This window comes from Melissospora conviva (assembly GCF_049523535.1).
Classification (GTDB): domain Bacteria; phylum Actinomycetota; class Actinomycetes; order Mycobacteriales; family Micromonosporaceae; genus Melissospora; species Melissospora conviva.
In genome coordinates, this window is the sequence record NZ_JBLLDT010000006.1 from 167,549 (window position 1) to 191,269 (window position 23,721).

The following is a 23,721-nucleotide window of genomic DNA, read 5'->3' on the forward strand; positions in this document are numbered from 1 at the left end:
CGATCGCCGGATCAGCCCTGACTGCCGACCGGCAGCCGCGCGGGGGAGCGGCGCGGGGCGGCCACCGCGGCGGGTGCCGCCCCGGCCGAGCGGGCCAGCGCGGTCGTCAGCGCCTCGACCACCGTCTCCTGCTGCGCTGCGGTGAGCTGCGGATGGATCGGCAGTGACAGCAGCTCGCCGGCGGCGCGCTCGGCGTGCGGGAAGGCGCCCGGGGCGTACCCGAGTCCGGCGAAGGCGCCGGTCAGGTGCACCGGCACCGGATAGTGGACGCCCGCGCCGATTCCGGCGTCGTTGAGCTCGGCCAGCACCCGGTCCCGCCGGGCGGGGCCACCGGGGATCCGGACACAGTAGATGTGCCAGACGTGCACGTTGCCCGGCAATGTCACCGGACGGATCACCTCGGTGTCGGCCAGCAGCGTGTCGTAGCGGGCCGCCGCCGCCCGCCGCCGGTCGTTGCCCTCGGCCAGCCGGGCGAGCTTTGCGCGCAGCACCACCGCCTGGAGGGCGTCGAGACGGCTGTTCATGCCGATCACGTCGTGGACGTACTTGGTCAGGCCGCCGTGGCTGCCGAGCGTCCGGACCGCCGTGGCGATCGCGGCGTCGTCGGTGACCACAGCCCCCGCGTCGCCGTACGCGCCGAGGTTCTTGCCCGGGTAGAAGCTGGTGGCGGCGATCCCGCCGACACCGGCGGCGTGCCCGTGCCGGGTCGCTCCCTGGCACTGGGCGGCGTCCTCGACGACGGCGATGCCGCTGCCGGTCAGCCCGGCCCACAGCCGCTCCACCGGGGCGAGCTGACCGTAGAGGTGCACCGGCACGACCGCCCGGGTCGCCGGGGTCACCGCGGCCAGCGCGGCGTCGACGTCGATCAGGTGGGTGTGCGGATCGCAGTCGACCAGCACCGGCCGGGCGCCGGCCCGGGCGACCGCCTCGGCGGTGGCGATGAAGGTGTTAGCCGGCAGGATCACCTCGCTGCCGGGGCCGACCCCGACCGCGCGCAGCGCCAGCTCCAGGGCGTCGGTGCCGTTGGCGACGCCGACGCAGTGCCGCACCCGGCTGAACCGGGCGTACTCCTGCTCGAAGGCCGCCACCTCCGCTCCGCCGACGAAGGCCGTGCCGGCGATGACCCGCGCGAAGCCGGCCTCGACCTCCTCGGCCACCTCCGCGTGGGCGGCGGCGAGGTCCACCAGGGGAACGGAAGCCATGCTCACTCCTTCACTGCGGCGCCGACGGGCACGCCGGCGGGCGGATGCCGAACGGGTACGGGTGTGACAGCGCGCAGCCGGCGTGCCGGGTTGCCGGCCCACACCTCGCCGGGCGGCACGTCGTGCAGGACGGTGGCGCCGATGCCGACCAGGGCACCCGCGCCGATGCGGACCCGCTCGCGCAGCAGCGCCCCGGACCCGACGTACGCGCCGGTCTCGACGCGCACCGCGCCACCGGCCCGGACCCCGGCGGCGAGGGTGGCGAAGTCGCCGACGACGTCGTCGTGGGTGAGCACCACCTGCGGCATCACCGCGACGTGCGCGCCGACGGTGACGTCGGCGGTGAGGACCGTGCCGGCCAGCAGCACCGAGCCGGGGCCGACCCGGCTGCCGGCGCCCACCTCGACGGTGGGGTGCAGCACGGTGGCGTAACGCCGTTCGGGCAGGGCCAGCCGGCCCACGATGCGTTCCCGGGCGGCGAAGTTGCCGGGGTTGCCGACACAGACGATCACGGCGGCCTCCGCGAGCGGCCCGGTGGCGGCCAGCAGCGCGGTGCCGCCGAGCACCGGCAGCCCGGACCGGATCACGCCGTGCAGGGCCGGGTCGTCGTCGAGGAAGCCGTGCAGCCGCCAGGTCGGGGCGATCGTGTTGACCGCCGCGACCGCGGCTGCGGTCTCTCTGGCGAAGCCGCCGGCGCCGACGATCACCAGGTCCCTCACCGGCCGGCCGCCGCGCGCAGCACGGTGACGATGCGCTCCTGGTCGGCGCCGGTGAGGCGGTGGTGCAGCGGCAGGATCAGCGAATCCCGGGTCAGCCGCTCGGTCACCGGCAGCGGTGCGGTGCGGGCTGCCAGATCGGCGTACGCGGGCTCCAGGTGCGCGGCCATGATGCCGCGCCGGGCCGAGATGCCCGCGTCGGCGAGGGCGTCGAGCAGTGCGTCCCGCCCCGCGCCGAACTCCGGGTCGACCCGTACCCAGAAGGACTGGTGGTTGCTCTGCCCGTACGGCGGGTCGGTCACCGCGGTCAGCCCCGGCAGCCCCGCGAGCAGCTCCTGGTAGCGGGCGGCCAGGGCCCGGCGCTGCGCCACCAGAGCGGGGAGGCGGCCGAGCTGCACCAGGCCGATCGCGGCCTGGATGTCGGTCATCCGGTAGTTGTAGGCGGTCTCCAGGTAGGACTCCTGCACCGGCCGTGAGCTGGCGTGACGGGCGGCGGCGGAGACGTTCATGCCGTGCTCGCGCAGCCGGCGCAGCCGTCCGGCCAGCTCCGGGTCGTCGAGGGTGAGCATGCCCCCCTCGCCGGTGGTGATGACCTTGCGGGGGTGGAACGACCAGGCGGCGATCGCCGCGCCCGCCCCGGCGGGAGCGCCGTACGCGGTGGAGCCGGCCGCGCAGGCCGCGTCCTCGATCAACGCCAGCCCCCAGCCCTCGGCGGCTTTGCGCAGCGCGACCGTGTCGAAGGGGACCCCGCCCTGGTGCACGGCGATCACCGCGCGGGTGGCGCCGGAGCGCACCGCGTCGACGGTCTCCACGGTCAGGTTGCCGCCGGCGAGGTCCACGTCGGCGAAGACCGGGGTGGCCCCGACGTAGCGGACCGCGTTGGCAGTGGCGATGAAGGAGAGCGACGGGACGATCACCTCGTCGCCGGGGCCGACGCCGTGCACCACCAGGGCCAGGTGCAGCGCGGTGGTGCAGGAGCTGACGGCGACGCCGTGCCCGGCGCCCACCGCGGCGGCGAATGCCTCCTCGAAGCGGGCGACCCGCGGGCCCTGGGCGACCCAGCCGGAGCGGACCGCCTCGGCGGCGGCCTGCGCCTCCTCCTCGCCGAGCATCGGCACCATCACCGGGATCACGCGGCTGCTCCCTGCGCCCGCCACCACTCGACGAGCCCGGTCAGCCCGTCGCGTAGCCCGATCTCGCTGCGGAAACCGAGGCGCTGCGCGGCCGCGGAGGTGTCGGCGAGCCGGCGGGTGACGCCGTTGACGGCGCGCGCCGGGCCGTGCACCGGGGCCAGGTCGGACTTCATCACCTCGCCGAGCGCGGCCGCGAGCTCCACCAGGGAGGTCTCGGTGCCGCTGGCGATGTTGAAGACCTCGTCGGTGACGTCGGCGCGGGCGGCCAGGATGTTGGCGCGGGCGATGTCGGCAACGTGCACGAAGTCCATGGTCTGCAGTCCGTCGCCGAGGATCAGTGGCGCCACGCCGTTCGCGATCCGCTCCATCCAGCGGATCAGCACCTCGGTGTAGAGGCCGTGGACGTCCATCCGCGGGCCGTAGACGTTGAAGTAGCGCAGCGCCACGTAGTCCAGCCCGGACATGGCGTGGAAGCTGCGCAGCATCGCCTCGTTGAACGCCTTGGCCGCACCGTAGAAGGTGTCGTTGTCGTAGGGGTGGTGCGACTCCGGCGTCGGGAACTGCTCGGCCAGCCCGTAGACCGAGGCCGACGACGAGGCGATCACCTTCCGTACGCCCGCGGCGGCGGCCGCCTCGAGCACGTTGAAGGTGCCGTCGACGAGCACCTCGTTGGCCAGCCGGGGCTCCTGCGCGCACTGGGTGATCCGGATGGCCGCGAGGTGGAAGACCAGGTCCTTGCCGCGGGTCTGCTCGTGCACCAGGGCCGCGTCCCGGATGTCGCCGGTGACCAGCCGCACCGGGCCGTGCTCCAGCGCCCAGGCGAGGTTGTCGCGCCGGCCGCGGACGAAGTTGTCCAGCACCACGATCTCGGCGGCGCCGCCGCGGACCAGCTCGTCCACCACGTGCGAGCCGATGGTGCCCGCGCCGCCGGTGACCAGAGCGCGGGCGCCCTCGATCGGTACCGCGCTCATGCCGTCTCCTTCACGTACGCCAGGTCCAGGTTGGTCAGGTCGACCGAGGCGCCCCCGGCGGCGAGGCTGCGGGTGGCCGCCTCCAGGATCTGCAGCACCCGCAGGCCGGCGTGCCCGTCGGTCAGGGCGGGCGTCCCGGTACGGATCGACCGGGCGAACTCCTCGACCATGGTGCGCAGCGCCTCGCGCTCGGTCAGTGCCGGCGCGACCATGTCCCCGGAGCGGTACGACACGAGCATGTCGCGCCGCTGGTCGTCGTCGAGCTCGTCCGGTGCGGCCACGTCGACTCCGCGGTCGAAGACGGCCAGCCGCTGGCTGGGGTTCAGGTCGTCCCAGACCAGCGTGCGCTTGGCGCCACCGATGATGGTGGTGCGGACCTTGACCGGGGAGAGCCAGTTGACGTGGATGTGCGCGATGGCGCCGGTGTTCATCCGCAGCGTCAGGTACGCCACGCAGGCCCGGCCCGCGCCGATGCCGTCTGCGCCGTGCGCGGCGACCGAGACCGGCCGGACCTCCGGCGGCAGGACGAAGTCGAGGATCGACAGGTCGTGCGGGGCGAGGTCCCAGAGCACGTCGATGTCCCGCTGGACCAGGCCCAGGTTGATCCGGACCGAGTCGAGATAGTGCACCTCGCCGAGTTCGTTGCCGTGCAGGATCTCCCGGATCCGCAGCACCGCCGGGGTGTAGCAGTAGGTGTGGTCGCACATCAGCGACAGCCCGCGCCGCTGCGCCTCGTCGATCAGCTGCCGGCCCTGCTCCAGCCCGGCGGCGAGGGGCTTCTCCACCAGCACGTGTTTGCCGGCGCGCAGCGCGGCCATGGCGATCGGCAGGTGGGTGCCGGCGGGGGTGGCGATCGCCACCGCGCTGACCCGCTCGTCGGCGAGGACCGTGTCCAGGTCGGCGGTGACCTGCACGGTGGAGTATCCGCCGAGGACCCGCTGCGCGCGGGCGACGTCGAGGTCGCAGAGCCAGTGCAGCCGGAACTGCGGCGTGGCCTGGAAGTTGCGCACGAGGTTGGGGCCCCAGTAGCCGGCGCCGATGACGGCGACACCGATCGGTTCCCGGGCAGCAGCAGGTGCGTTCACCGAATGGGTTCCTTACCTGACGAGGTGATGTGGGCCGGGTGACGGGACCGGACGGCGTCAGAGGGGGGAGTGGCAGCGCCCGTTGCGGGCGGTCCGTTCGGCAAGCTACCGACGTAAAGTCAACGCCTGCTAGCGCTGTGTCAGATTTCCAGCAGGCCCCGGGTGTGGAACGGTCCGTTCGGTCCCCTACCTGCTCCGATCGACCGAGATACCCCGCGAAGTCGCCCGTCCGACACCCGCGCCGCCGGCGCGTCGTTAGCGTGGCGATGCCCCGCGCGTTGGGCGCGCGTGAGAGGGGATGTGGCATGACCGCAGGTCCGGTGGTTTCGTCCGTGCAGGTGGCGGAGTCGGCCGACGTGGACGACCGCGCCGAGATCGGACCCGGCACGCGCATCTGGCACCTTGCGCAGGTCCGCGAGGAGGCGGTGGTCGGGCGCGACTGCGTCATCGGCCGGGGGGCCTACATCGGGCCCGGAGTGCGGCTCGGCGACAACGTCAAGGTGCAGAACCACGCCCTGGTGTACGAGCCGGCGGTCCTCGCCGACGGTGTCTTCATCGGCCCGGCGGTGGTGCTGACCAACGACGAGTTCCCCCGGGCGGTCACCCCCGAAGGCCGGCTCAAGTCCGGCGAGGACTGGACCGCCGTGGGGGTCACGGTCGGCGAGGGCGCGGCGATCGGTGCCCGCGCGGTCTGCGTTGCGCCGGTACGGATCGGCCGCTGGGCACTGGTCGCCGCCGGCGCGGTGGTCACCCGCGACGTACCGGACTTCGCGCTGGTGCGCGGGGTGCCCGCCCGGCAGGTCGGCTGGGTCGGCCGGGCGGGGGAGCCGCTGACCGCCAAGGGCGACGGCCGGTACGTCTGCCCGCGCACCGGCGCCGGCTACCGCGAGGAGAACGGCCGCCTGACGGAACTGCCCACCTGAGCGACAAGCCGGTCAGGCAGCCGGTCAGTCAGGCGGCCGGTCAGGCGGGCGGCCGGTCAGTCGCGCAGCCAGACCGTGACGTCGGTCGGCACGTTGCCGTCGGTGTCGAGCGGCCCGCTGGCGTGCAGCAGCTCCGCCCCCTCGGGCAGCGGCACCGCCTCCGCCCCGAAGTTCGTCAGCACCCGGACCGGCCCGTTGCGGAAGAAGAGCACCTCGTCCCCGGACTCCAGCCACTCCACGGTGCCACTGCCCAGCCCCAGGGCGCGCCGCAGTCGCAGCGCCGTCCGGTACATCTCGTACGTCGAGCCGGGCACGTCGCGCTGCCGGTCGAGCGCGAACTCGGCCCAGACCCCCGGCTGCGGCAGCCAGCTCGCATCGGTCGGCCCGAAGCCGTACGAGGGGGCGTCGGCCTCCCACGGGATCGGCACCCGGGCGCCGTCGCGGCCGCGTTCGGTGTGGCCGCTCCGCTCCCAGGTGGGGTCCTGGCGGGCCTCGTCGGGCAGCCGCAGGTGCTCCGGCAGCCCCAGCTCCTCGCCCTGGTAGAGGTAGGCCGAACCGGGCAGCGCCAGCATCAGCAGGCTCGCCGCGCGGGCCCGGCGCAGGCCGAGCTGGACGTCCGGCTGCGGGTCGCCGATGCCGATGCCGTTGGGGCGGGGGGTGCCGACGGGCAGGCCGAGCCGGGAGGCGTGCCGGACCACGTCGTGGTTGGAGAGCACCCAGGTCGGGGTCGCGCCGACCGAGTCGGCGGCGGCCAGCGAGCGGTCGATCACCGCGTACTGGTCGGCGGCGGTCCAGGAGGCCTGGAGGTATTCGAAGTTGAAGGCCTGGTGCATCTCGTCGGGACGGGTGTAGGCGGCGAGCCGCTCGGCCGGCTGCACCCACGCCTCGGCGACGAGGATCTTGCCGCCGGGGTAGGTGTCCAGCAGTGCCCGCCAGCTCCGGTAGATCTCGTGCACGCCCTCCTGGTCCCACATCGGCGGGCGGCGCTGGTCGGTGCCGCCGGAGAGGGTCTCCTGCGGGTAGTGCCAGTCGGCCAGGTCGGCCTGCTTGACCAGGCCGTGCGCGACGTCGACGCGGAAGCCGTCCACGCCCCGCTCCAGCCAGGTCCGCAGGATGTCCAGGAACTCGGCGCGCACCTCGTCGTTGTCCCAGTTCAGGTCGGGCTGGGCCGGATCGAACAGGTGCAGGTACCACTGGCCGGGTGAGCCGTCGGGCTCGGTGACGCGGCTCCAGGCCGGGCCGCCGAAGACGCTCTGCCAATCGTTCGGCGGCTCGTCGCCGCCGGGGCCACGCCCGTCGCGGAAGATGTAGCGGGCCCGCTCCGGGCTGCCCGGCCCGGCGGCGAGCGCCGCGGCGAACCACGGGTGCGCCGACGAGGTGTGGTTCGGCACCAGGTCGACGATGACCCTCAGCCCGCGCCGGTGTGCCGACTCGATCAGCGCGTACGCGTCGGAGAGCTCCCCGAAGATCGGGTCCACGCCCCGGTAGTCGGCGACGTCGTAGCCGGCGTCGGCCTGCGGCGACGGGTAGAAGGGGGAGAGCCAGAGCGCGTCCACCCCGAGTTCGGTGAGGTGCTCCAGGCGGGCGGTGATGCCGGGCAGGTCACCGATGCCGTCGCCGTCGGAGTCGGCGAAGGAGCGCGGATAGATCTGGTAGATCACCGCCTGCCGCCACCAGTTGTCGGCTGCGGCGGCGGGGACCGCCTGGTCGCTGGGCTGGCTCTGCACCGGTCGTCGTCTCCCCATGGGTCGCGTGCCTCGTCACCGGTCTTCGTGCCCGTTGCGGTGACGGTTCACTCGTGGGCTGTGCCACCCGGGGCGCTCACTGGCCCCGGGTGGCGCCTGTTCAGCCCTTGACGCTACCTGCGAGCAGACCCCGCACGAAGTAGCGCTGCAGAGAGAGGAAGACGATCAACGGCACGATCATGGAGACGAAGGCGCCGGCGGTGAGCCGCTGCCATTCGCTGCCTCTGCTGCCGGCCATCTCCGCCAGCCGTACGGTCAGCGGGGCGGTCTGCCGCCCGCCGCCGGCGAAGATCAGCGCGACCAGCAGGTCGTTCCAGACCCAGAGGAACTGGAAGATCCCGAACGCGGCGAGCGCCGGCACTGTCAGCGGCAGCACGACGCTGCGGAAGATGCGCGCGTGCCCGGCCCCGTCGACCCGGGCGGCCTCCATCAGGTCCTTGGGGAGCTGGGACATGAAGTTGTGCAGCAGGAAGACCGCCAGCGGCAGCGCGAAGCAGGTGTGGGCGAACCAGACCTGCACGAAGCGTTCCTCGGCGGTGAGATCCCAGGCGGGCAGCACCTGGACCCCGGCGACGGTGACGCCGGTGGAGAAGAAGCGCAGCAGCGGCACCAGGGCCATCTGCAACGGCACGATCTGCAGGGCGAAGATCCCGATGTAGATCCAGTCCCGGCCGCGGAAGTTCATCCAGGAGAGCGCGTACGCCGCCAGCGCCGCGAAGGCCAGTGGGAAGAGCACCGACGGAATGGTGATCACCAGCGAGTTGATGAAGAACCCGGCGAGCTGCCCCGAGGAGGCGGTACGGCCGAAGAGCACATCCTGGTAGTTGGCGAGGGTGAACTGCGGGTCGGTGAAGACGTTCCACCAGCCGTTGGACTTGATCTCGTCCTCGGGCCGTAGCGAGGAGACGAAGAGCCCGAAGGTGGGCACCGTCCAGATCATCGCGATGACGATGGAGACGGCGGTGGCGGTCCGGCTGGTGAGTCGTTTGCGGACCCGGCCGGCGACGGTGGGCGGCCGCTTGGGGTCGGCGACGGAAACCGGCACCGGGGGAGTGGTGGTGGTCATCTCAGCCCTCCCGCTGCTGACGCAGGTTGCGGATCTGGTAGATCACGATCGGGATCACCAGGACGAAGAGGAAGACGGCGAGTGCGGAGCCCTTTCCGGTCTCGCCGTAGGGGAAGGCGTGGAGGTACATCTCGTTGGCGATGACGCTGGTGTCGTAATGGCCGTTGGTGGAGGTGCGCACGATGTCGAAGACCTTCAGGGTGGCGATCGAGATGGTCACCACCACGACGATCAGCGCGGGCCGGATACTCGGCAGGGTCACCCGGGCGAACATCTGCCACGCGTTGACGCCGTCGAGCCGGGCGGCTTCGACGATGTCTCCGGGGATCGCCTTGATCGCGGCGGAGAGGATCACCATCGCGAAGCCGGCCTGGATCCAGACCATGATCACGATCAGCAGCAGGGTGTTCAGTGGCGGGTCGAGCAGCCACTGCCTCGGTTCTCCGCCGAACGTCACGACGATCTGGTTGAGCAGGCCGATCTGCTCCTCGCCCTCACCGCGGAAGGCGTAGACGAACTTCCAGATGATGCTGGCGCCGACGAACGAGATCGCCATCGGCATGAAGATCAGTGATTTCGCGATCGACTCGAAGCGGGCCCGGTCCACCAGCACCGCGTAGAGCAGCCCGATGACGGTGGCGCTCAGCGGCACCAGCACCACCCAGGTCATGGTGTTGAGCAGGACCCGCCGGATGTCGTCCTGGGCGAACATCCAGTGGTAGTTCGCCAGCCCCACCCAGGAGTCGGAGCCGGCGTCCATGAAGGAGAGGCCGGTGGTGCGGACCGCCGGCACCACCAGGCCGATCCCGACCATCAGCAGCGCCGGCAGCAGGAAGAACAGGGCCAGCCTGCCCTCCGTGCGCTTCCCTGGCCTGCGCCGGGCGATGCGGCGCTTCTCCAGCCAGGACGGCACAACCTCCAAGAGCAGGATCAGGCCGCCGACGGCCACCACGAAGGCGATCAGCCCGTAGAGCAGCATGAGGAGTTTGTCGGACTCCCGGGCCAGGTCGAAGTTCATGTGCGTTCTCCAGTCACAAGGAGCCGGCTGCCGGTCCGGCCCGGCCCCACCAGGCCGGACCGGCAGCGTGGATCACTTCGGCCAGCTGCTCTCGATGCCGTCGAGAACGCCCTTGGTGTCATTGCCGTTGACCCAGTCGACCATGCCGCGCCAGAAGGTGCCGGCGCCGACGGACGCGGGCATCACGTCCGAGGCGTCGAAGCGGAAGACCGTCTGCGGGTTCTGGAGGATCTCCACCGAGAGGCGGTCGATCGGGTTCGCGACGTTGGCAGTGTCGAGCTCCTTGTTCGCCGAGACCCAGTCGCCGATCTTCGCGCGGCTGTTGGCGTGCAGGCCGGAGGCGAGGTACGTCTGCACCGCCTGCACCTCGGGACGGTCGGCGAACGCGACGACGAACTCGCCGCCGCCGAGGACCGGCTCACCCTTGCTCGGGTCGACCGCCGGGAAGTAGAAGGCGAAGACGTCGCCGTCCTCGGCGACCTTGGTGTTCTCCGGCCACTGGTTGGCGTAGAAGGACGCCTGCCGGTGCAGCGCGCACTTGCCCTGCGTGATCGGCACGCCGGCCTCCTGGAAGGAGGTGGTGGAGATGCTCTTCACGCCGCCGAAGCCGCCGTTGACGTACTTCTCGTTCTTGAGGATGCGGCCGGCCTGGTCCAGCGACTCGGCGATGCGCGGGTCGTTGAAGGCGATCTCGTGGTTGACCCACTGGTCGTAGACCTCGGGAGAGGCCACGCGCAGCACCATGTCCTCGACCCAGTCGGTCATCGGCCAGCCGGTGGCGTCACCGGACTCGATGCCGACACACCAGGGCTTGGTGCCGTCGGCGGCGATGGTGTCGCTGAGCTTCAGCAGCTCGTCCCAGCTCTTCGGGACCTGCCAGCCCTTCTCGGCGAACATCGTCGGCGAGTACCAGACGAAGGACTTCACGTTGGAACCCAGCGGCGCGCCGTAGAGGGTGCCGTCGACCGATCCGTAGCGCAGCCAGTCGGCGGTGTAGTTGGCCTCGGCCATCGTCTTGGTGTCGGCGGAGACCGGCTTGGCCTTGCCGGAAGCGGCGAAGCGCTGGATCAGGCCGGGCTGCGGGATGAACGCGATGTCGGGAGCGTTCCCACCGTCGACCCGCACTGGCAGCTGCGCCTCGAACTCGCCGCTGCCTTCGTGCTCGATGTCGATGCCGGTGCACTCCTCGAATTCTTCCCAGGACTGCTGGAGCCGCTCGTCCTCGATCTCCCGGATCGAGGAGTAGATCTCGACACTCGTTCCGTCGTGTCCCTCGTACTGCTCGTACGCGCCGCAGTCGGCCGTCGATTTTCCGCCGCTGTCGTCAGTGCCGCACGCGGCGGCGCTCAGCACCAGCCCCACGGCGGCGGCGATCGCCAGGGCCGGTCGTCTGCTGGAGAATCCCACGGGGTTTGCTCCTTCCGTACGGCGCCTCGCGTCGATCAGAGCGCAGCGCCGATTGCGATGTGCGTCACCACATGCAAACCCGTTAGGCAGGAAAGGTCCATCCCTGGGGGAAACAAGCTCGTAACGATTCCGGCGGATGACTGTCACAACGCCCGGATCGAGGCGTGCCGCCGTCGACGCCTCAGCTGTTGAGCCGCCAGATGGCGAAGTTCAGCGCCCCGGCGAAAGTGACCCAGGCCCAGTACGGCAGCAGCAGCGCCGCCGCGGGACGGGAGAGGCGCCAGAACGCGATCACGTTGGCGGCGATCAGCCCCCAGAGCGCCACGATGTCGGCGAAGGCCAGGCCGTACTGGGCGGCGCCGAAGAAGAGTGGCGTCCAGATCGCGTTGAGGACCAGCTGGGCGGTCCAGATCCAGAGGGCCGGCCCGAAACCGCCGCGGCGCCAGGCGAGCCAGCCGGAGACCGCGATCATCGCGTAGAGCAGACTCCACACCGGACCGAAGAGCCAGGACGGCGGTGCCCAGTCCGGCTGGACCAGGTTCTGATACTCCTCACCGGTGCCGCGTACGCCGAGCCCGCCGATGGCTGCCGCGGCGAAGACCGCCGCGCCGAAACCGGCCAGGGCCCACCAGCGGGGGGAGCCACGTCTGCGCGCCAACGTCGTACGGGTCATGTCCGTCGTCCTTCCCGTCCGATCCTGCGGCAAACCGGACGACGGTGATTTCGCATCCCGTGCGAACAGTCCGCGGCAGTGGCACGAAAAGCCGTCGCCCTCGCCGGTCCTCCAAGGGGTGGAAGGATCGGCGAGGGCGACGGGTGAGGGGTCGGGAGCCGGCGTTAGTTGAAGAGGCTTACGCCGCCCGGTCCGACCAGCAGGCCGACAATGATGAGGACGATGCCCCAGAGGAGCTGCCGCCGGAACAGCGCGAGAACGCCGGCGACCACCAGTACAACAGCGAGAATCCAGAGAAGCAGTTCCATGAAGAGAATGTCTACCCGAGCCCGGCGAAACGGAAACCTGGTTCCTCCTGATGTTGTTCGCCGACGATGTAGACGCTGTACGCCTGCTTGATGACCGGGTGCGCGACATTGCGTACGTGCACCCCGCCCGGGGTGGTGCCGCGCTCGCTGCCGGCATGGGCGTGGCCGTGGACGGCGAGCGCCGTGGGGGCCGAGTCGATGGCCTGACCGAGCAGATAGGACCCGAGGAAGGGGTAGATCTCCGGGGGTTCGCCGAGCAGGGTGTCGGGGACGGGGGAGTAGTGGGTCAGGGCGACCAGGGTGTCGCACTCCAGTGAACGCAGCGCGGCGCCGAGCGTCTCGGCGACGACACGGGTGGTCCGTACGAAGGACTTCATCTCCGGTTCGCCGAACTCGCTGGCGCTGCGGCCGGCGAAGCCGCCACCGAAGCCCTTGGCCCCGGCCACTCCCAGCCTGCCCGCCGGCAGCTCCAGCACCGTTCCGGTGCCCTCCAGCACGGTGATCCCGGCGTCCTCCAGCACCCGTAGGACCTGGGGCACCTCGTTGCAGTGGTAGTCGTGGTTGCCGAGCACGGTGACCACCGGCACCCCCAGCCCGCCGAACTCGCGGGCCACGCAGCGCGCCTCGGCCTCGGTGCCGTGCCGGGTCAGGTCCCCGGCGAGCAGCAGCACGTCCGCGTGGCGCGGCAACTCCTCCAGGGCCGGGCGGAACCGCCCGACCACGTCCTCGTCCATGTGCACGTCGCCGACGGCGGCGATCCGCATGACCATTGCGCTCCCCTCAGCTCAGCTCCTCGGCCTCGGTCGGTGCCGGCGCCCCGGTGATCCCGATGCCGCTGACCACCGGCGTGCCGGGGAAGCGCTCGGCGATCAGGGTGAGGATCTCCTCGCGCCGTTGGGCACTTTCGACCTGGCCCTGCAGCATCAGCGCGCCCTCGAGACGGGCGACGGTGATGCCCTGTTCGGCGACCTGCGGCGTCTCGGTCAGCAGGTGCTGGATCTCGGCTTCGACGTACTCGTCGGGGCCAGCGGGCGCCCCGTCTCCGGCGAGTGTCATGCCTCTCCCTTCGTGTCGTGCCCTGCTAGGCCCCTTCGTGGCGCCCTGCTAGGCGACCACGTCCGGGCCGGGAACGACCTCCAGCCGCTCCAGCAGCACCAGAAACGCCTCGGCGTACGGCGAGTGCGCCGTCTCCTTGCGCACCCGGTCCCAGTCGATCTGCTCACGCAGAGAGCGGGCCAGCGGCAGACCCCGGGCGAAGTCGCAGTAGTGCTGCGAGTAGCTGAGCAGCTTGTGCACCATCAGCTGCGACGCCGACAGCACCGGCATCTGGATCGCGTCGACCGGCCGGACCACGGTGTCGAGGAAGGTCTCCTCGGTCACCGGCGTCTCCACCGGCCGGTGGATGAGGTCGACCATCCGGTCGTCGTCGTAGACCTTCACCAGCCAGTCCTCGGGCGGACGCTCGGCGGTGAAGCCGACGGCGACCAGGGCCGCCAGGGCAGCCTCCACGTCCTCGGCGCGCAGCAGGAAGTCCACGTCGTGGTCGCTGGAGTGCCCGCCGTGGGCGTACACGGCGAAGCTGCCCCCGAGCGCGAACGGGATCTCCTCCTGTTTGAGTACGGAGGCGACCCGCTTGAGGGTGTGCAGCAGACCTTCGTCCCCATTGCTGACCATTGGCGTTCTCCCGTTGCTGCTGACGGCGGTTGACCGGGTCGCGGCCGCTGCGGTGAGATGTCTTCCGTCTCTGTTCGTACCCGGGGCCCGGTGGCTCTACACACCCGGCCCGTACGTCGCAGATCCGCCGGTACCGGGGCGCTTGCGACGTGGCCGTCCGGTTTCGCCGCCGGGAGGGGCCGAATCGCTTGTCAGAGCAGCTGATCCGTGGTTGACGCTCACCCCCTGTGAAAGTAAGTTTCACGCTGTGGTCAAGGGTTCAAAGATTTCTGCGCAGGACGCGACGTCGGACGCGACCGGTGGGCTGATCGTCCATATCAGCGGCCTGCTGCCCTCGCTCTCCCCGGCCGAGCAGCGCGTGGCCCGGCTGGTGGTCGCCGACCCCGCACAGGCGGCCCGCCGCACCATCACCGACCTCGCCACCGCCGCCGAGACCTCCGAGGCGACGGTCATCCGGTTCTGCCGCTCGGTCGGCATGCCCGGCTACCCGCAGCTGCGCATCCGGCTGGCAGCCGAGGCCGCCCGCCGCGTGGAGCCGCCCGACGCGCGGGTGGTGGGCGGGGACATCCCGCCCGGAGCCGATCTCGCCCAGATCATCGCCACCATCGCCTTCAACGACGCCCGCGCCGTCGAGGAGACCGCCGAACAGCTCGACCCGGCCCTCTGCGAACAGGTCGTCGACGCCCTCGCCGCCGCCGCCCGGATCGACATCTACGGCGCCGGCGCCAGCGGGGTCGTCGCGGCCGACTTCCAGCAGAAGTTGCACCGGGTGGGCCGGACCGCCTTCTACTTCCCGGACGTGCACACCGCGCTGACCTCGGCAGCGCTGCTCGGCAGCGGCGACGTCGCATTGGGCATCTCGCACACCGGCACCACCTCCGACGTCATCGAGGTGCTCGCCCAGGCCCGGGAACGGGGCGCGCTCACAGTCGCGCTGACGAACTTCCCGCGCTCACCGATCGCCGAGGTCGCCGACTTCGTGCTCACCACCGCCGCTCGCGAGACCACCTACCGTTCGGGGGCCATGGCCAGCCGGCTCGCGCAGCTGACCGTCGTCGACTGCCTCTTCGTGGGGGTGGCGGCGCACAACCGCGCGCGCACCCGCCGGGCGCTGGAGGTGACCGCGGAAGCGGTGCGGGCCCACCGCGTCGGCGGTGCGCGGAGAAAGGCATGACCGCAGCGCCCGAGCCGGCCGCGGCCGTCCGCGTAAACGCGCCGACCGAGCGGCGCAATCCACTCAGCGCCGACCTCGATCTGATGTCCGGTCCGGAGATCCTCGCCGTGATCAATCAGGCCGACGCCGGCGTGCCGGGCGCGGTACGGGCGGTGCTGGGACCGCTCGACACGGCGGTCGGCCTCGCCGTGCGGGCGCTGCGCGCCGACGGCCGGGTGCACTACTTCGGCGCCGGCACCTCCGGGCGGCTCGGGGTGCTCGACGCCGTCGAGCTGATCCCGACCTTCAACAGCCCGCCGCACTGGTTCTGCGCCCACCTGGCCGGCGGGCAGCGGGCGATGTGGGGCGCCGTCGAGGCGGCGGAGGACGACGAGGCAGCCGGTGCGGCCGAGGCAGCCGGCTGCGTACGCCCCGGAGACGTCGTGGTCGGGCTGGCCGCCAGCGGCCGCACCCCGTACGTGCTGGGGGCGCTCGCCGCAGCCGGCCGGGCCCGCGCTGCGACGGTGCTGATCTGCGCCGACCCCGGCGCACCGGTGGCGGGCAGCGTTGACGTCTTTGTCGGCATGGACACCGGTCCGGAGGTGGTGACCGGCTCCACCCGGATGAAGGCCGGAACCGCCCAGAAGCTGGCCCTCAACGCCTTCTCCACCGCGGTGATGGTGCGGCTCGGCCGTGTCTACTCGAACCTGATGATCGACGTGCTCGCCACCAACGCGAAGCTGCGCGGGCGGACGGTCTCGATCCTGATCGAGGCGACGGGCTGCGACGAGGCCGCCGCCCGGCGGGCGCTGGCCGAGGCGGACGGGGAACTGCGCACCGCGCTCGTGGCGCTCGTCGCAGGCGTCGCCGCCGGCGCGGCCCGGGCCGCGCTGCAGCGGTGCGGCGGTGACGTCCGGGCCGCGACGGCCCTGCTGGGTGCCTGAAACATCAATTCCGGACGCCGGGACTTTCCTCGCCCCCGAGATTGTTGCCCGAGGCGTGGGGTAACCCTGCGACGGTGAGCGCAGTCGATGAGCTGTGCGCTGTGACGAGCATCGCGACGATGGTGCAGCGGCACGGGATTGCCGCTCGTGGCGGCCGGGCCCTCACCCGGCCCTGACAGCAAACATTGCGGGCGCTTTCAGCGACTGCTCAGGCATTCGTGACAGTTTCTAGCGACGAAAACGGAATCCCCGAAGCGGTTCGGATGTTGTGTCTGAGTCAGCGAAAACCAGACGCGGCGGAAGTTGCGGGGGAAGGGCTGATGGACGTGGGGACGGCAAGGAACCGGGCAACCGGCGTAGGCGAGGGGACCGTGGGCGACGTGGACAAGAACATCGGTATGCGGACTGACGAGGTCGCCGAGGAGCGGGACCTGGTCGGTGTCTACCTGCACGAGATCTCCCGGACGCCGTTGCTGGACGCGGCCAAGGAGGTCGAACTCTCCAAGGCGATCGAGGCCGGCCTCTACGCGGATCACCTGCTCAGCACGGGCCCGATCCCCGAGGGGATCGAGCCCGACGAGTTGCAGGCGCTGATTGCCGACGGCGCACAGGCCAAGGACCAGTTCATCCGGGCCAACCTGCGGCTGGTGGTGTCGATCGCGCGGCGTTACGTGCGCAGCGGCATGCCGATGCTGGACCTGATCCAGGAGGGGAACACCGGTCTGGTCCGGGCCGTGGAGAAATTCGACTACGCCCGGGGTTACAAGTTCTCGACGTACGCGACGTGGTGGATCCGTCAGGCGATCAGCCGGGCGATCGCCCAGCAGGAGCGGACGGTGCGGCTGCCCGTGCACCTCGTCGAGGACGTCAACCGGATGCGCAACGTGGCACGTCAGCTCACCCGTGAGCTTGGCGCGGACCCGGAGCCGGAGCAGGTCGCGGCGGCGCTCGGGGTGACCGTGGAGCGGGTCAACGAGCTGATCCGCTGGTCGCAGGACACCGTCTCGCTGGACACCCCGGTCGGTGACGACGGCGACACCAACCTCGGTGACCTGGTCGCCGACAGCGACGCCCCGTCCCCGGAGGACATTGTCCTGACCGGCCTGGAGCGGCAGCGCATCGAAGGGCTGCTCGACCACCTGGACGACCGGTCGGCCGGCATCATGCGCGCCCGCTACGGACTCGAGGACGGCCGGGAGCACTCGCTGACCGAGGTGGCGTCGCGCTTCTCGCTCTCGCGGGAGCGGATCCGGCAGCTGGAGATCCAGGCGCTCGGCCGGCTGCGTGAGCTGGCCCGGGCCGAAGGGCTGCGCGCGGCCTGACCTGCGGCTGCCCGCGCCGCAGGCGGCCGGCCAGCCGATGGTGGTGCGAGCCCCGCGACCCGGCGGCGGTGCAGAACGAGAAGAAGGGGCGGTGTCCGACCGGACACCGCCCCTTCTGTCTGCTCGTACGCGTGCCGCCGGTCAGGTCACCCGGCCGTAGCCGTAGGGGGGCATGACGTCCACGCCGGCGAGCTGGACGTTCTCGCCGAAGGTCGGGGCGTGGATGATCTGGTTGCCGCCCACGTAGATGCCGACGTGGTCCAGGCCGCTGTAGAAGACGAGGTCACCGGGTTGCAGGTCGCCGCGGCTGACCTTTGCCACCTGGTTCCACTGCATCGCGGCGTTGTGCGGCAGGCTCTTGCCCGCCGCCTTCCACGCCGCCAGCGTGAGGCCGGAACAGTCGTAGCCGGAGGCGGTCTCGCCGCCCCAGACGTACGGGGTGCCGATGGCGTTGTAGGCGAAGCGCACGGCCACCCCGGCGGAACCCGAGACGTTCGGTACCGCCCCGGTGTATGTCGAGGCGGTACTGGTGGCCGAGCCGTACGCCTTCTCGCGGAGGTCGTAGAGCTCCTCCAGGTCGGCCTCGATCTTTTTCTTGCCCTCGGCGAGCTGCTTCTTCTGGGCCTTCTGCTTGGCGAGGGTGTTCTCCAGCTCCGCCTTGCGGTCGAGCAGCTTCTGCTGGCTCTGGTTGAATCCGGAGATCGTCTGCTGCCGGCCGCGCATCAGGTGGTCGAGGGTGCCGAGACGGGAGACCAGATCTTTCTGGTCTCCGCCGAGGAGCAGGTTGGCGGTGGAGAGCCCGGTGCCGCCGGTGTAGGCCGTGGCCGCGATCTGCTTGACCTCCGCGCGGGCCTGCTCGACCTCCTGCTCCAGCGGGCCGATCTCCGTTTCGATCTTCTTGCCGGCCTTCTGGGTGGCCTTGATCTCCTCGTTCACCCGGTTGTAGGACTCGACGATGTTCTCGAGCTTGGCCGAGGATTTGTTGATCTGCTGCGTGAGGTCGGCGACCGACGGCTCGGCGTGGGCCGCCGCGCCCGGCGCGATGAGGACGGCCGAGAGGCCGCCGACGACAATGGCACGCAACAGGATCCGCACTGACGACAAGAGTCGCAGACCCCTTCCTGCTGTCGTCGCGGCAGGCGTGCACCGCGCCGACACCGGACCGGAGCCACCGTTGTCGGTGACATGTGGCCGAACCGGCTCGACTGAAGCTAGCCGGGTTTGCCGATGATCGGCATTCCAGGACGGACGCTATTTCCCACTTATGTGGATTGTCAAGAATGTCGCGATCACTGAGCGTGTCGGATGTTGAGCGAATGGTCAGAGCGTCCGGTTGAATTGCGCACGTTCTCGCATTTCACCGGCGTGATCGTCCTTTTGATTCGCCGCGCCGCGGCACGGCTGGCGGAAAACTGTGTCGTCGACCACATGACACGCCGCCGGAGCCGTCACTGACCAGGCAAGATCAATTGTTCCGCCGATAGTCGTATTCGTTTTACACAATGTCCTCAATCGACGCCGGCCGACCCGGGTCGCCGGTACTGGCCGGCCCGCAATCGCCGGCGCCGCCGGCATCCGGTCAGCTCGCGACCGGCTCCTTGGCCGCCGGTTCCGGTGCTGCCGTGATCCAACCGCGGACCTTGTGCTCGGCGTAGAAGGACAGGAACGGGATCGTGCCCGACAGCATGATCTTCGCCATGGTCCCGAGCGGCCACTGGGCGCGCCGGCCGAGGTCGAAGACGGCGACCAGGTACACCATGTAGAGGAAACCGTGCGCCTGGCCGACCGTCTCGACCAGGATCGGCTCGTCGAAGAGGTACTTCAGCGGCATCCCGACCACGACGAGCAGGATCAGCGCGACACCCACGATGTAGGCGATCACACGGAACCGGTTGAGCGCAGCGCGCACCTTCGTTTCCTTCCTACCGGCCCTCAGCCGGGATAGTCGCCGGGCCTCGCGCCCGGATTGGCGTTCAACCAAGACAGATAGCGGTTGTAGGCGGCAAGCTCCGGATCGCCGCCGTCGGAGTCGGCGGCGGACGCGTCCCGGGTGACCCGGACCGGCCGGCGGATACGCACCGGCGCCGGCGCCTCCTCGGGGGCCTCGGCGGGGGAGAGAGCCGACTCCGACGAGGCCGTGGCCCCGGCCGCCGCCTCGGCCTCCGACGGCGAGGCGGCGCCCGCCCCGCCGGAGCCCAGCTCGGCCCGCATCTCGCGGATCCACATGTAGATCACGAAGCCGGCGAAGACCGGCCATTCGAGGGCGTAACCCCAGCTGATCGCATTGCCACCCGCAGCCCGGGTGACCTGCCACCAGCCGAGCCCCAGGAAAGCCACGACGAGGACGAGGGCGACCGCGTGCAGGGCGAGCCAGCGCGGTGTCCAGAGCCGTCTCATGGCCCGAATGGTACCGCCGGCGTCACGACGTCTCCGACAGCACGTCGTACACCTTCACACGCCCCCGGTGAGCAGCCGGTGGGTTTGGGGCGGTCCCGCTCGGGCAAACGTGTACTCGCCGCAGCGGTCGAGCACAGGAGGGCGCGATGAACGAATTTGTGCAGCGGGACATCTCCGTCACCACCGAGACCGAGGTGAGCCCGGAGCAGCGCACGCCGGCCTGGGACACCGACCGCACCCCGGTCGATCTCGACGACTCCGCCGGCATCGACCCGGCGGAGCTCGGCGACGACGACCTGATGCGCGAGATGCAGAGCCTGCACCGCACCCGGCTCGACACCCTGCGCCACGCCGCCGACTCCGCGCTCGCCACCCACCTGCGCCGTACGGCCGAACTGGAGACCGAGTACCTGACCCGCCACCCCGGCCGCGAGGTCGACCCCGACCGGCTGCGAGGTGATTGAGATGGCTGACGCCCGACGCCCGATGTCCGCCCCGCCCGAGGTGGTCTTCAGCACCGCCACCGACGCGAACCGGGCCACCGCCTGGCTGCCGTCGGCACTGCTCGACAGCCCCACCGCCGACGCCCAGCACAGATCAACCGAGTGGCGGGCCCACTGGCGCAGCGAGCGCAACCCGGACTGGTCGGCCCACCTCGTGGTCATGGCCTCCCCGGCCGGCGGCGCGGACGTCAGCCTGGTGCTCGAGGCCGGCGACGCCGGACCCGAGGAGCTGACCGGCCTGGCCGACGAAACCCTGGACAGCCTCGCCCGAGAGGTGGCGGACAACCTCCAGGCGAGCTGAGCCCGCCGCCGGGCAAGGCGGCCGAACGACGCGGGTCAGGGCCGGTGAAACGGCCCTGACCGTGACCCCATGCAACCCATCCCCCCGCGCTCCCGCGGACCGCAGCACGAAGGAGACGGCCGTGACGGGCCTCAAGGACAGGGTGGCGCGACTGCGCCGCGCGTACGCGCCCCACGAACACCGGCCCCTCGACGGCTACCTCGTCGGCATGGGCACCTACGCCACCGTGACCGGCGCGCTCGCCGGCCTGGTCAAGGTCACCGGCCGGCCGGTGCCCGAGCGCGTCGCCGTGCAGGACGTGGTGCTCGTCTCGATCGCCACGCACAAGCTCAGCCGGCTGCTGGCCAAGGACGCCATCACCAGCCCGATCCGCGCCCCGTTCACCCGCTACGACCACCCGATCGGCAGCGGGGAGGTGATGGAGCAGGTCCGGGACGAGGGCAGCAACACCCGCCACGCGATCGGGGAGCTCCTCAGCTGCCCGTTCTGCCTGGCGGTCTGGGTCGCCACCGGGATGACCGCCGGTCTGGTGCTCGCGCCCCGGCTCACCCGCCTGGTCGCCACCGCGCTGACCGCCGTGGCCGCCTCCGACTTCCTCCAGATGGGGTACGCCGTCGCCCAGCAGGCCGCCGAGGGCGACCACGACGAACACACCGACTGACCCGCCGCACGACGAGGACCGACGGCGGCGCCCTGTCGCGGGCGCCGCCGTCGGTCGTCAGTCCTGCTGCAGGCCGGACCAGCCGCGAGGGCTCTCCGGCTCCCGGCGGTCCTCGTCGGCTCCGGTGATCACATCGTCGGAGACCGCCGTGGCCTCGTGCTCCGCGGCGAAGTCCGGCTCCGGTTCCGCGGTGGTGGTGCCCGGCGGCTCGCCGAGCGCCTCCCGGTCGGCCGCGCCGTGGTCGGGTCGGTCGTTCATCTGCCGTCTCCTCTCAGCCGGGGGTGGTGCCGAGCATTTCGGCGACCTCCTCGATCTCGTACGAGCCCTCGGGCAGGGCGGAGATCCGGACCATCAGCTCCGCGGGGAGCTCCGCGACGACCGCGCGTCGCTGGATCTCGGTCTGGTTCATCCGGTCCCGGCCCAGGTAGAGGTCGTCCAGGAAGCCGTCGAGTACCTCGGTGGTCGCGTCATCGGTCACGGTCAGCAGCTACCCCGCCGGGATTCGGCCAAACAACGCCGCGCCCGGAGGTGGCCTGAAGAGCAGGGCTGCCGGCGTGATCCGCCGAGCCCGTGCCCCGCAGGTGGCAGCGGTGGGGGCGAACCGCCAGTGAGATGGAGTACAGCGCCGGTATGGAACACAACCGGCCCGGGTGTGGTTCAGTAGTGGTGTCGGTGTGTCCAGTGTCCCCGGGCCGCATCTGAAAAAAGCCTTCGCGGAATACCGTTCGGCTGGAGCCGCGTCGCGCCACTCGCCGTGAGGCGACCTGCACATCGACACGGGCGCCGCCCACGGTCCAACCGTGGGCGGCGTTCCGTTTTCGGCACGTGCCGGTCAGGCCGGTGCCGTGGTGACCGCCCGCCGGGCCCGCACCGCCGCCGCCAGCTCCCGCATCGACTCGGCGGTCTGCGCCCAGCCCATGCAGGCATCGGTGACCGACTGCCCGTACGCCAGCGGGCGCGTCGGATCCAGCTCCTGACGCCCCTCGGTCAGGAACGACTCCAGCATCACCCCGGCGATGCCGCGTTCTCCGGCCGCGAGCTGGGCGCCGATTTCGCGTACCACCTGCGGCTGCCGGCGGTGGTCCTTGCCGCTGTTGCCGTGGCTGGCGTCGATCACCAGCCGCTCCGGCAGGCCGGCGGCGCGCAGCAGCGCCAGCGCCCCGGCGACGGAAGCCGCGTCGTAGTTCGGGCCGTCGTTGCCGCCACGCAGCACCAGGTGGGCGTCGACGTTGCCCCGGGTGTGCAGGATCGCCGGCGCGCCGGAGACGTCGATGCCGGGGAAGACGTGCGGCACACCGGCGGCGCGGATCGCGTCCACCGCGGTGGCGATGCTGCCGTCGGCCCGGTTCTTCATCCCGATCGGCATCGAGAGCCCCGAGGCGAGCTGGCGGTGCACCTGGCTCTCCACCGTGCGGGCGCCGATCGAACCCCAGGCCACAGCATCGGCGATGTACTGCGGCATGATCGGGTCGAGGAACTCGCAGCCGACCGGCAGGCCGAGCCCGATGACATCCAGCAGCAACGAGCGGGCGACGCGCAGACCGGTGTTGACGTCGCCGGAGCCGTCCAGCGCCGGATCGTTGATCAGCCCCTTCCAGCCCACCGTCGAGCGCGGCTTCTCGAAGTAGACCCGCATCACGACCAGGAGATCATCGGCGAGCTCCGCGGCGACCTCCCGCAGCTTCCCGGCGTACTCCAGGGCTGCGGCCGCGTCGTGCACCGAGCAGGGGCCGACGACGACCAGCAGCCGGTCGTCGACGCGGTCGAGGACCCGCGCCACCGCCTGGCGGCCGGCGAGCACCGCCGCGCCGCCGGTGGCGTCGAGCGGGAACTCGTGCCGCAGCAGGGCCGGGGTGGTCAGCGGGACGACCCGGTCGATGCGCTGATCGCTGACCCGTGGGGAGGACAAGGGGGACACCGTGGCTTCCTTCTGCCGGCCCCCGCCCAGGGCCGGCCCCCGGGCCGGTCGAGCCGGCTGCTCGTACGCAAAAGGGCAGGAGTGAGAACTCCTGCCCGGCCGGCTCGAAAAACTGGTGACGTCAGCTCATGGTCGAGTCACCGGCTTCGAAGCCGGCTGCCTAAACCATCGATACGAGCGCGTCACGCCAGCGACGATACCCGAGCCGGCCCCGGCGGCGCCCCGATTCGCCGGTGGTTACCACTGGCTGGGAGTAGCGCCGGGACGAATCGGGTACCAGGGCCGACATGAGCACCGACGCCGAGCACACCGAACAACCGGGGCGCGTGGAAACCCGCGCCGAGTACCTGCTGCCGGAGGAGCGCATCGTCGGCAGCGACGACCCGCACGCCCAGGCCGAGGCGGTCCTGGCCGAGTCGGACCTGCGGGAGGAGGACCAGAACCTCGCCCCCGACACAGTCCTGGAGCAGCGCAGCTCCGATGAGACGGTCACCCCGATCGAGCCCCCGGACTGAGCCGGCAGCGAAGGCGGGCCGGGCCTCCTCGTCGATGCCCGGCCCGCGCTCCGTGGTGATCTTCCGGGCCGCCGCGCGCCGCCGTG

General features: G+C 71.3%; 29 protein-coding genes. 9 read left to right on the plus strand and 20 right to left on the minus strand.

Annotated features, from left to right (window positions below; all coding sequences use genetic code 11):
- Positions 1 to 11 precede the first annotated feature (11 nt).
- The 5 genes from ACK8GG_RS15685 to ACK8GG_RS15705 are packed head-to-tail and all read right to left on the minus strand — an operon-like array spanning position 12 to position 5,107.
- Entirely contained in the window at positions 12 to 1,202 is a 1,191-nt protein-coding gene (locus tag ACK8GG_RS15685; RefSeq protein WP_440356659.1) for a DegT/DnrJ/EryC1/StrS family aminotransferase, read from the minus strand.
- Positions 1,203 to 1,204: 2 nt separating this feature from the next.
- A complete protein-coding gene (locus tag ACK8GG_RS15690; protein ID WP_440355140.1) occupies positions 1,205 to 1,921 on the minus strand; it encodes a NeuD/PglB/VioB family sugar acetyltransferase in 717 nt (238 codons plus the stop codon).
- Positions 1,918 to 3,051: a DegT/DnrJ/EryC1/StrS family aminotransferase gene (locus tag ACK8GG_RS15695; RefSeq protein WP_440355141.1), complete on the minus strand. Its 1,134-nt coding sequence runs from the start codon at positions 3,049 to 3,051 to the stop codon at positions 1,918 to 1,920. The genes ACK8GG_RS15690 and ACK8GG_RS15695 overlap by 4 nt, the downstream gene beginning before the upstream one ends.
- Positions 3,048 to 4,022, minus strand: a complete 975-nt coding sequence (locus ACK8GG_RS15700; RefSeq protein ID WP_440356660.1) for an NAD-dependent epimerase/dehydratase family protein — start codon at positions 4,020 to 4,022, stop codon at positions 3,048 to 3,050. Before ACK8GG_RS15700 ends, ACK8GG_RS15695 begins: the two co-directional genes overlap by 4 nt.
- Positions 4,019 to 5,107, minus strand: a complete 1,089-nt coding sequence (locus ACK8GG_RS15705; RefSeq protein ID WP_440356661.1) for a Gfo/Idh/MocA family protein — start codon at positions 5,105 to 5,107, stop codon at positions 4,019 to 4,021. The genes ACK8GG_RS15700 and ACK8GG_RS15705 overlap by 4 nt, the downstream gene beginning before the upstream one ends.
- Positions 5,108 to 5,412: 305 nt before the next feature.
- Between ACK8GG_RS15705 and ACK8GG_RS15710 the strand changes: the two genes are divergently transcribed.
- Complete coding sequence (locus ACK8GG_RS15710) at positions 5,413 to 6,030, plus strand: acyltransferase (RefSeq protein WP_440356662.1); 618 nt, start codon at positions 5,413 to 5,415, stop codon at positions 6,028 to 6,030.
- Between the two features lie 56 nt (positions 6,031 to 6,086).
- Here the strand turns inward: ACK8GG_RS15710 and ACK8GG_RS15715 are convergent, their stop codons facing one another.
- The 9 genes from ACK8GG_RS15715 to ACK8GG_RS15755 all read right to left on the minus strand — a co-directional run bounded on the left by ACK8GG_RS15715 (position 6,087) and on the right by ACK8GG_RS15755 (position 13,921).
- A complete protein-coding gene (locus ACK8GG_RS15715; RefSeq protein WP_440356663.1) occupies positions 6,087 to 7,775 on the minus strand; it encodes a glycoside hydrolase family 13 protein in 1,689 nt (562 codons plus the stop codon).
- Between the two features lie 100 nt (positions 7,776 to 7,875).
- Positions 7,876 to 8,841 carry a carbohydrate ABC transporter permease gene (locus ACK8GG_RS15720; RefSeq protein ID WP_440355146.1) on the minus strand — a complete coding sequence of 322 codons (966 nt, stop codon included), beginning with the start codon at positions 8,839 to 8,841 and terminating at the stop codon, positions 7,876 to 7,878.
- A 1-nt stretch (position 8,842) separates the two neighbouring features.
- On the minus strand, positions 8,843 to 9,859 hold the full coding sequence (locus ACK8GG_RS15725; protein ID WP_440356664.1) for a carbohydrate ABC transporter permease: 1,017 nt from the start codon (positions 9,857 to 9,859) through the stop codon (positions 8,843 to 8,845).
- A 72-nt stretch (positions 9,860 to 9,931) separates the two neighbouring features.
- Positions 9,932 to 11,266, minus strand: coding sequence for an ABC transporter substrate-binding protein (locus ACK8GG_RS15730; protein WP_440351583.1), 1,335 nt, complete (start codon positions 11,264 to 11,266; stop codon positions 9,932 to 9,934).
- A gap of 181 nt (positions 11,267 to 11,447) precedes the next feature.
- Positions 11,448 to 11,939: a TspO/MBR family protein gene (locus tag ACK8GG_RS15735; protein WP_440355148.1), complete on the minus strand. Its 492-nt coding sequence runs from the start codon at positions 11,937 to 11,939 to the stop codon at positions 11,448 to 11,450.
- A gap of 164 nt (positions 11,940 to 12,103) precedes the next feature.
- The gene (locus ACK8GG_RS15740) at positions 12,104 to 12,247 is read right to left on the minus strand and encodes a GPGG-motif small membrane protein (RefSeq protein WP_440355149.1); all 144 of its coding nucleotides are present in this window, start codon (positions 12,245 to 12,247) and stop codon (positions 12,104 to 12,106) included.
- Positions 12,248 to 12,258: 11 nt separating this feature from the next.
- Entirely contained in the window at positions 12,259 to 13,017 is a 759-nt protein-coding gene (locus ACK8GG_RS15745; RefSeq protein ID WP_440356665.1) for a metallophosphoesterase family protein, read from the minus strand.
- Between the two features lie 10 nt (positions 13,018 to 13,027).
- Positions 13,028 to 13,303, minus strand: coding sequence for a hypothetical protein (locus ACK8GG_RS15750; RefSeq protein WP_440351579.1), 276 nt, complete (start codon positions 13,301 to 13,303; stop codon positions 13,028 to 13,030).
- 48 nt (positions 13,304 to 13,351) lie between these two features.
- Entirely contained in the window at positions 13,352 to 13,921 is a 570-nt protein-coding gene (locus ACK8GG_RS15755) for a nucleotidyltransferase family protein (RefSeq protein ID WP_440351578.1), read from the minus strand.
- Positions 13,922 to 14,168: 247 nt separating this feature from the next.
- Here ACK8GG_RS15755 and ACK8GG_RS15760 point away from each other — a divergent pair, with 247 nt between their 5' ends.
- The 3 genes from ACK8GG_RS15760 (at position 14,169) to ACK8GG_RS15770 (ending at position 17,340) form a co-directional block, all read left to right on the plus strand.
- Positions 14,169 to 15,095 (plus strand): MurR/RpiR family transcriptional regulator, encoded by a 927-nt coding sequence (locus tag ACK8GG_RS15760; protein ID WP_440355152.1) that lies wholly within the window; start codon positions 14,169 to 14,171, stop codon positions 15,093 to 15,095.
- Entirely contained in the window at positions 15,092 to 16,018 is a 927-nt protein-coding gene (locus ACK8GG_RS15765; protein WP_440355153.1) for an N-acetylmuramic acid 6-phosphate etherase, read from the plus strand. The genes ACK8GG_RS15760 and ACK8GG_RS15765 overlap by 4 nt, the downstream gene beginning before the upstream one ends.
- 320 nt (positions 16,019 to 16,338) lie before the next feature.
- Positions 16,339 to 17,340 (plus strand): sigma-70 family RNA polymerase sigma factor, encoded by a 1,002-nt coding sequence (locus ACK8GG_RS15770; protein ID WP_440355154.1) that lies wholly within the window; start codon positions 16,339 to 16,341, stop codon positions 17,338 to 17,340.
- A 141-nt stretch (positions 17,341 to 17,481) separates the two neighbouring features.
- On the opposite strand, the gene ACK8GG_RS15775 is transcribed toward ACK8GG_RS15770, so the two are convergent.
- Positions 17,482 to 18,444: a C40 family peptidase gene (locus ACK8GG_RS15775; RefSeq protein ID WP_440355155.1), complete on the minus strand. Its 963-nt coding sequence runs from the start codon at positions 18,442 to 18,444 to the stop codon at positions 17,482 to 17,484.
- Between the two features lie 201 nt (positions 18,445 to 18,645).
- Between ACK8GG_RS15775 and ACK8GG_RS15780 the strand changes: the two genes are divergently transcribed.
- Positions 18,646 to 18,795, plus strand: coding sequence for a hypothetical protein (locus ACK8GG_RS15780; protein ID WP_440355156.1), 150 nt, complete (start codon positions 18,646 to 18,648; stop codon positions 18,793 to 18,795).
- Between the two features lie 124 nt (positions 18,796 to 18,919).
- Here the strand turns inward: ACK8GG_RS15780 and ACK8GG_RS15785 are convergent, their stop codons facing one another.
- On the minus strand, positions 18,920 to 19,249 hold the full coding sequence (locus ACK8GG_RS15785) for a DUF3817 domain-containing protein (protein ID WP_440351573.1): 330 nt from the start codon (positions 19,247 to 19,249) through the stop codon (positions 18,920 to 18,922).
- A gap of 23 nt (positions 19,250 to 19,272) precedes the next feature.
- Positions 19,273 to 19,737 carry a hypothetical protein gene (locus ACK8GG_RS15790; RefSeq protein ID WP_440356666.1) on the minus strand — a complete coding sequence of 155 codons (465 nt, stop codon included), beginning with the start codon at positions 19,735 to 19,737 and terminating at the stop codon, positions 19,273 to 19,275.
- Between the two features lie 146 nt (positions 19,738 to 19,883).
- On the opposite strand from ACK8GG_RS15790, the gene ACK8GG_RS15795 reads away from it, so the two are divergent.
- The 3 genes from ACK8GG_RS15795 (at position 19,884) to ACK8GG_RS15805 (ending at position 21,202) form a co-directional block, all read left to right on the plus strand.
- Positions 19,884 to 20,201, plus strand: coding sequence for a DUF6158 family protein (locus ACK8GG_RS15795; protein ID WP_440355158.1), 318 nt, complete (start codon positions 19,884 to 19,886; stop codon positions 20,199 to 20,201).
- A 1-nt stretch (position 20,202) separates the two neighbouring features.
- Positions 20,203 to 20,541, plus strand: a complete 339-nt coding sequence (locus ACK8GG_RS15800; RefSeq protein WP_440351570.1) for a hypothetical protein — start codon at positions 20,203 to 20,205, stop codon at positions 20,539 to 20,541.
- Positions 20,542 to 20,662: 121 nt separating this feature from the next.
- Entirely contained in the window at positions 20,663 to 21,202 is a 540-nt protein-coding gene (locus ACK8GG_RS15805; protein WP_440351569.1) for a DUF1360 domain-containing protein, read from the plus strand.
- Between the two features lie 57 nt (positions 21,203 to 21,259).
- Here the strand turns inward: ACK8GG_RS15805 and ACK8GG_RS15810 are convergent, their stop codons facing one another.
- From ACK8GG_RS15810 to ACK8GG_RS15820, 3 genes are all read right to left on the minus strand, one after another.
- Positions 21,260 to 21,460: a hypothetical protein gene (locus ACK8GG_RS15810; protein ID WP_440351568.1), complete on the minus strand. Its 201-nt coding sequence runs from the start codon at positions 21,458 to 21,460 to the stop codon at positions 21,260 to 21,262.
- A gap of 13 nt (positions 21,461 to 21,473) precedes the next feature.
- Positions 21,474 to 21,680, minus strand: coding sequence for a hypothetical protein (locus ACK8GG_RS15815; RefSeq protein ID WP_440351567.1), 207 nt, complete (start codon positions 21,678 to 21,680; stop codon positions 21,474 to 21,476).
- Positions 21,681 to 22,034: 354 nt separating this feature from the next.
- Complete coding sequence (locus ACK8GG_RS15820) at positions 22,035 to 23,120, minus strand: 3-deoxy-7-phosphoheptulonate synthase (protein ID WP_440356667.1); 1,086 nt, start codon at positions 23,118 to 23,120, stop codon at positions 22,035 to 22,037.
- A 287-nt stretch (positions 23,121 to 23,407) separates the two neighbouring features.
- Here ACK8GG_RS15820 and ACK8GG_RS15825 point away from each other — a divergent pair, with 287 nt between their 5' ends.
- Positions 23,408 to 23,635 (plus strand): hypothetical protein, encoded by a 228-nt coding sequence (locus tag ACK8GG_RS15825; protein ID WP_440351565.1) that lies wholly within the window; start codon positions 23,408 to 23,410, stop codon positions 23,633 to 23,635.
- The last annotated feature ends 86 nt before the right edge of the window (positions 23,636 to 23,721 follow it).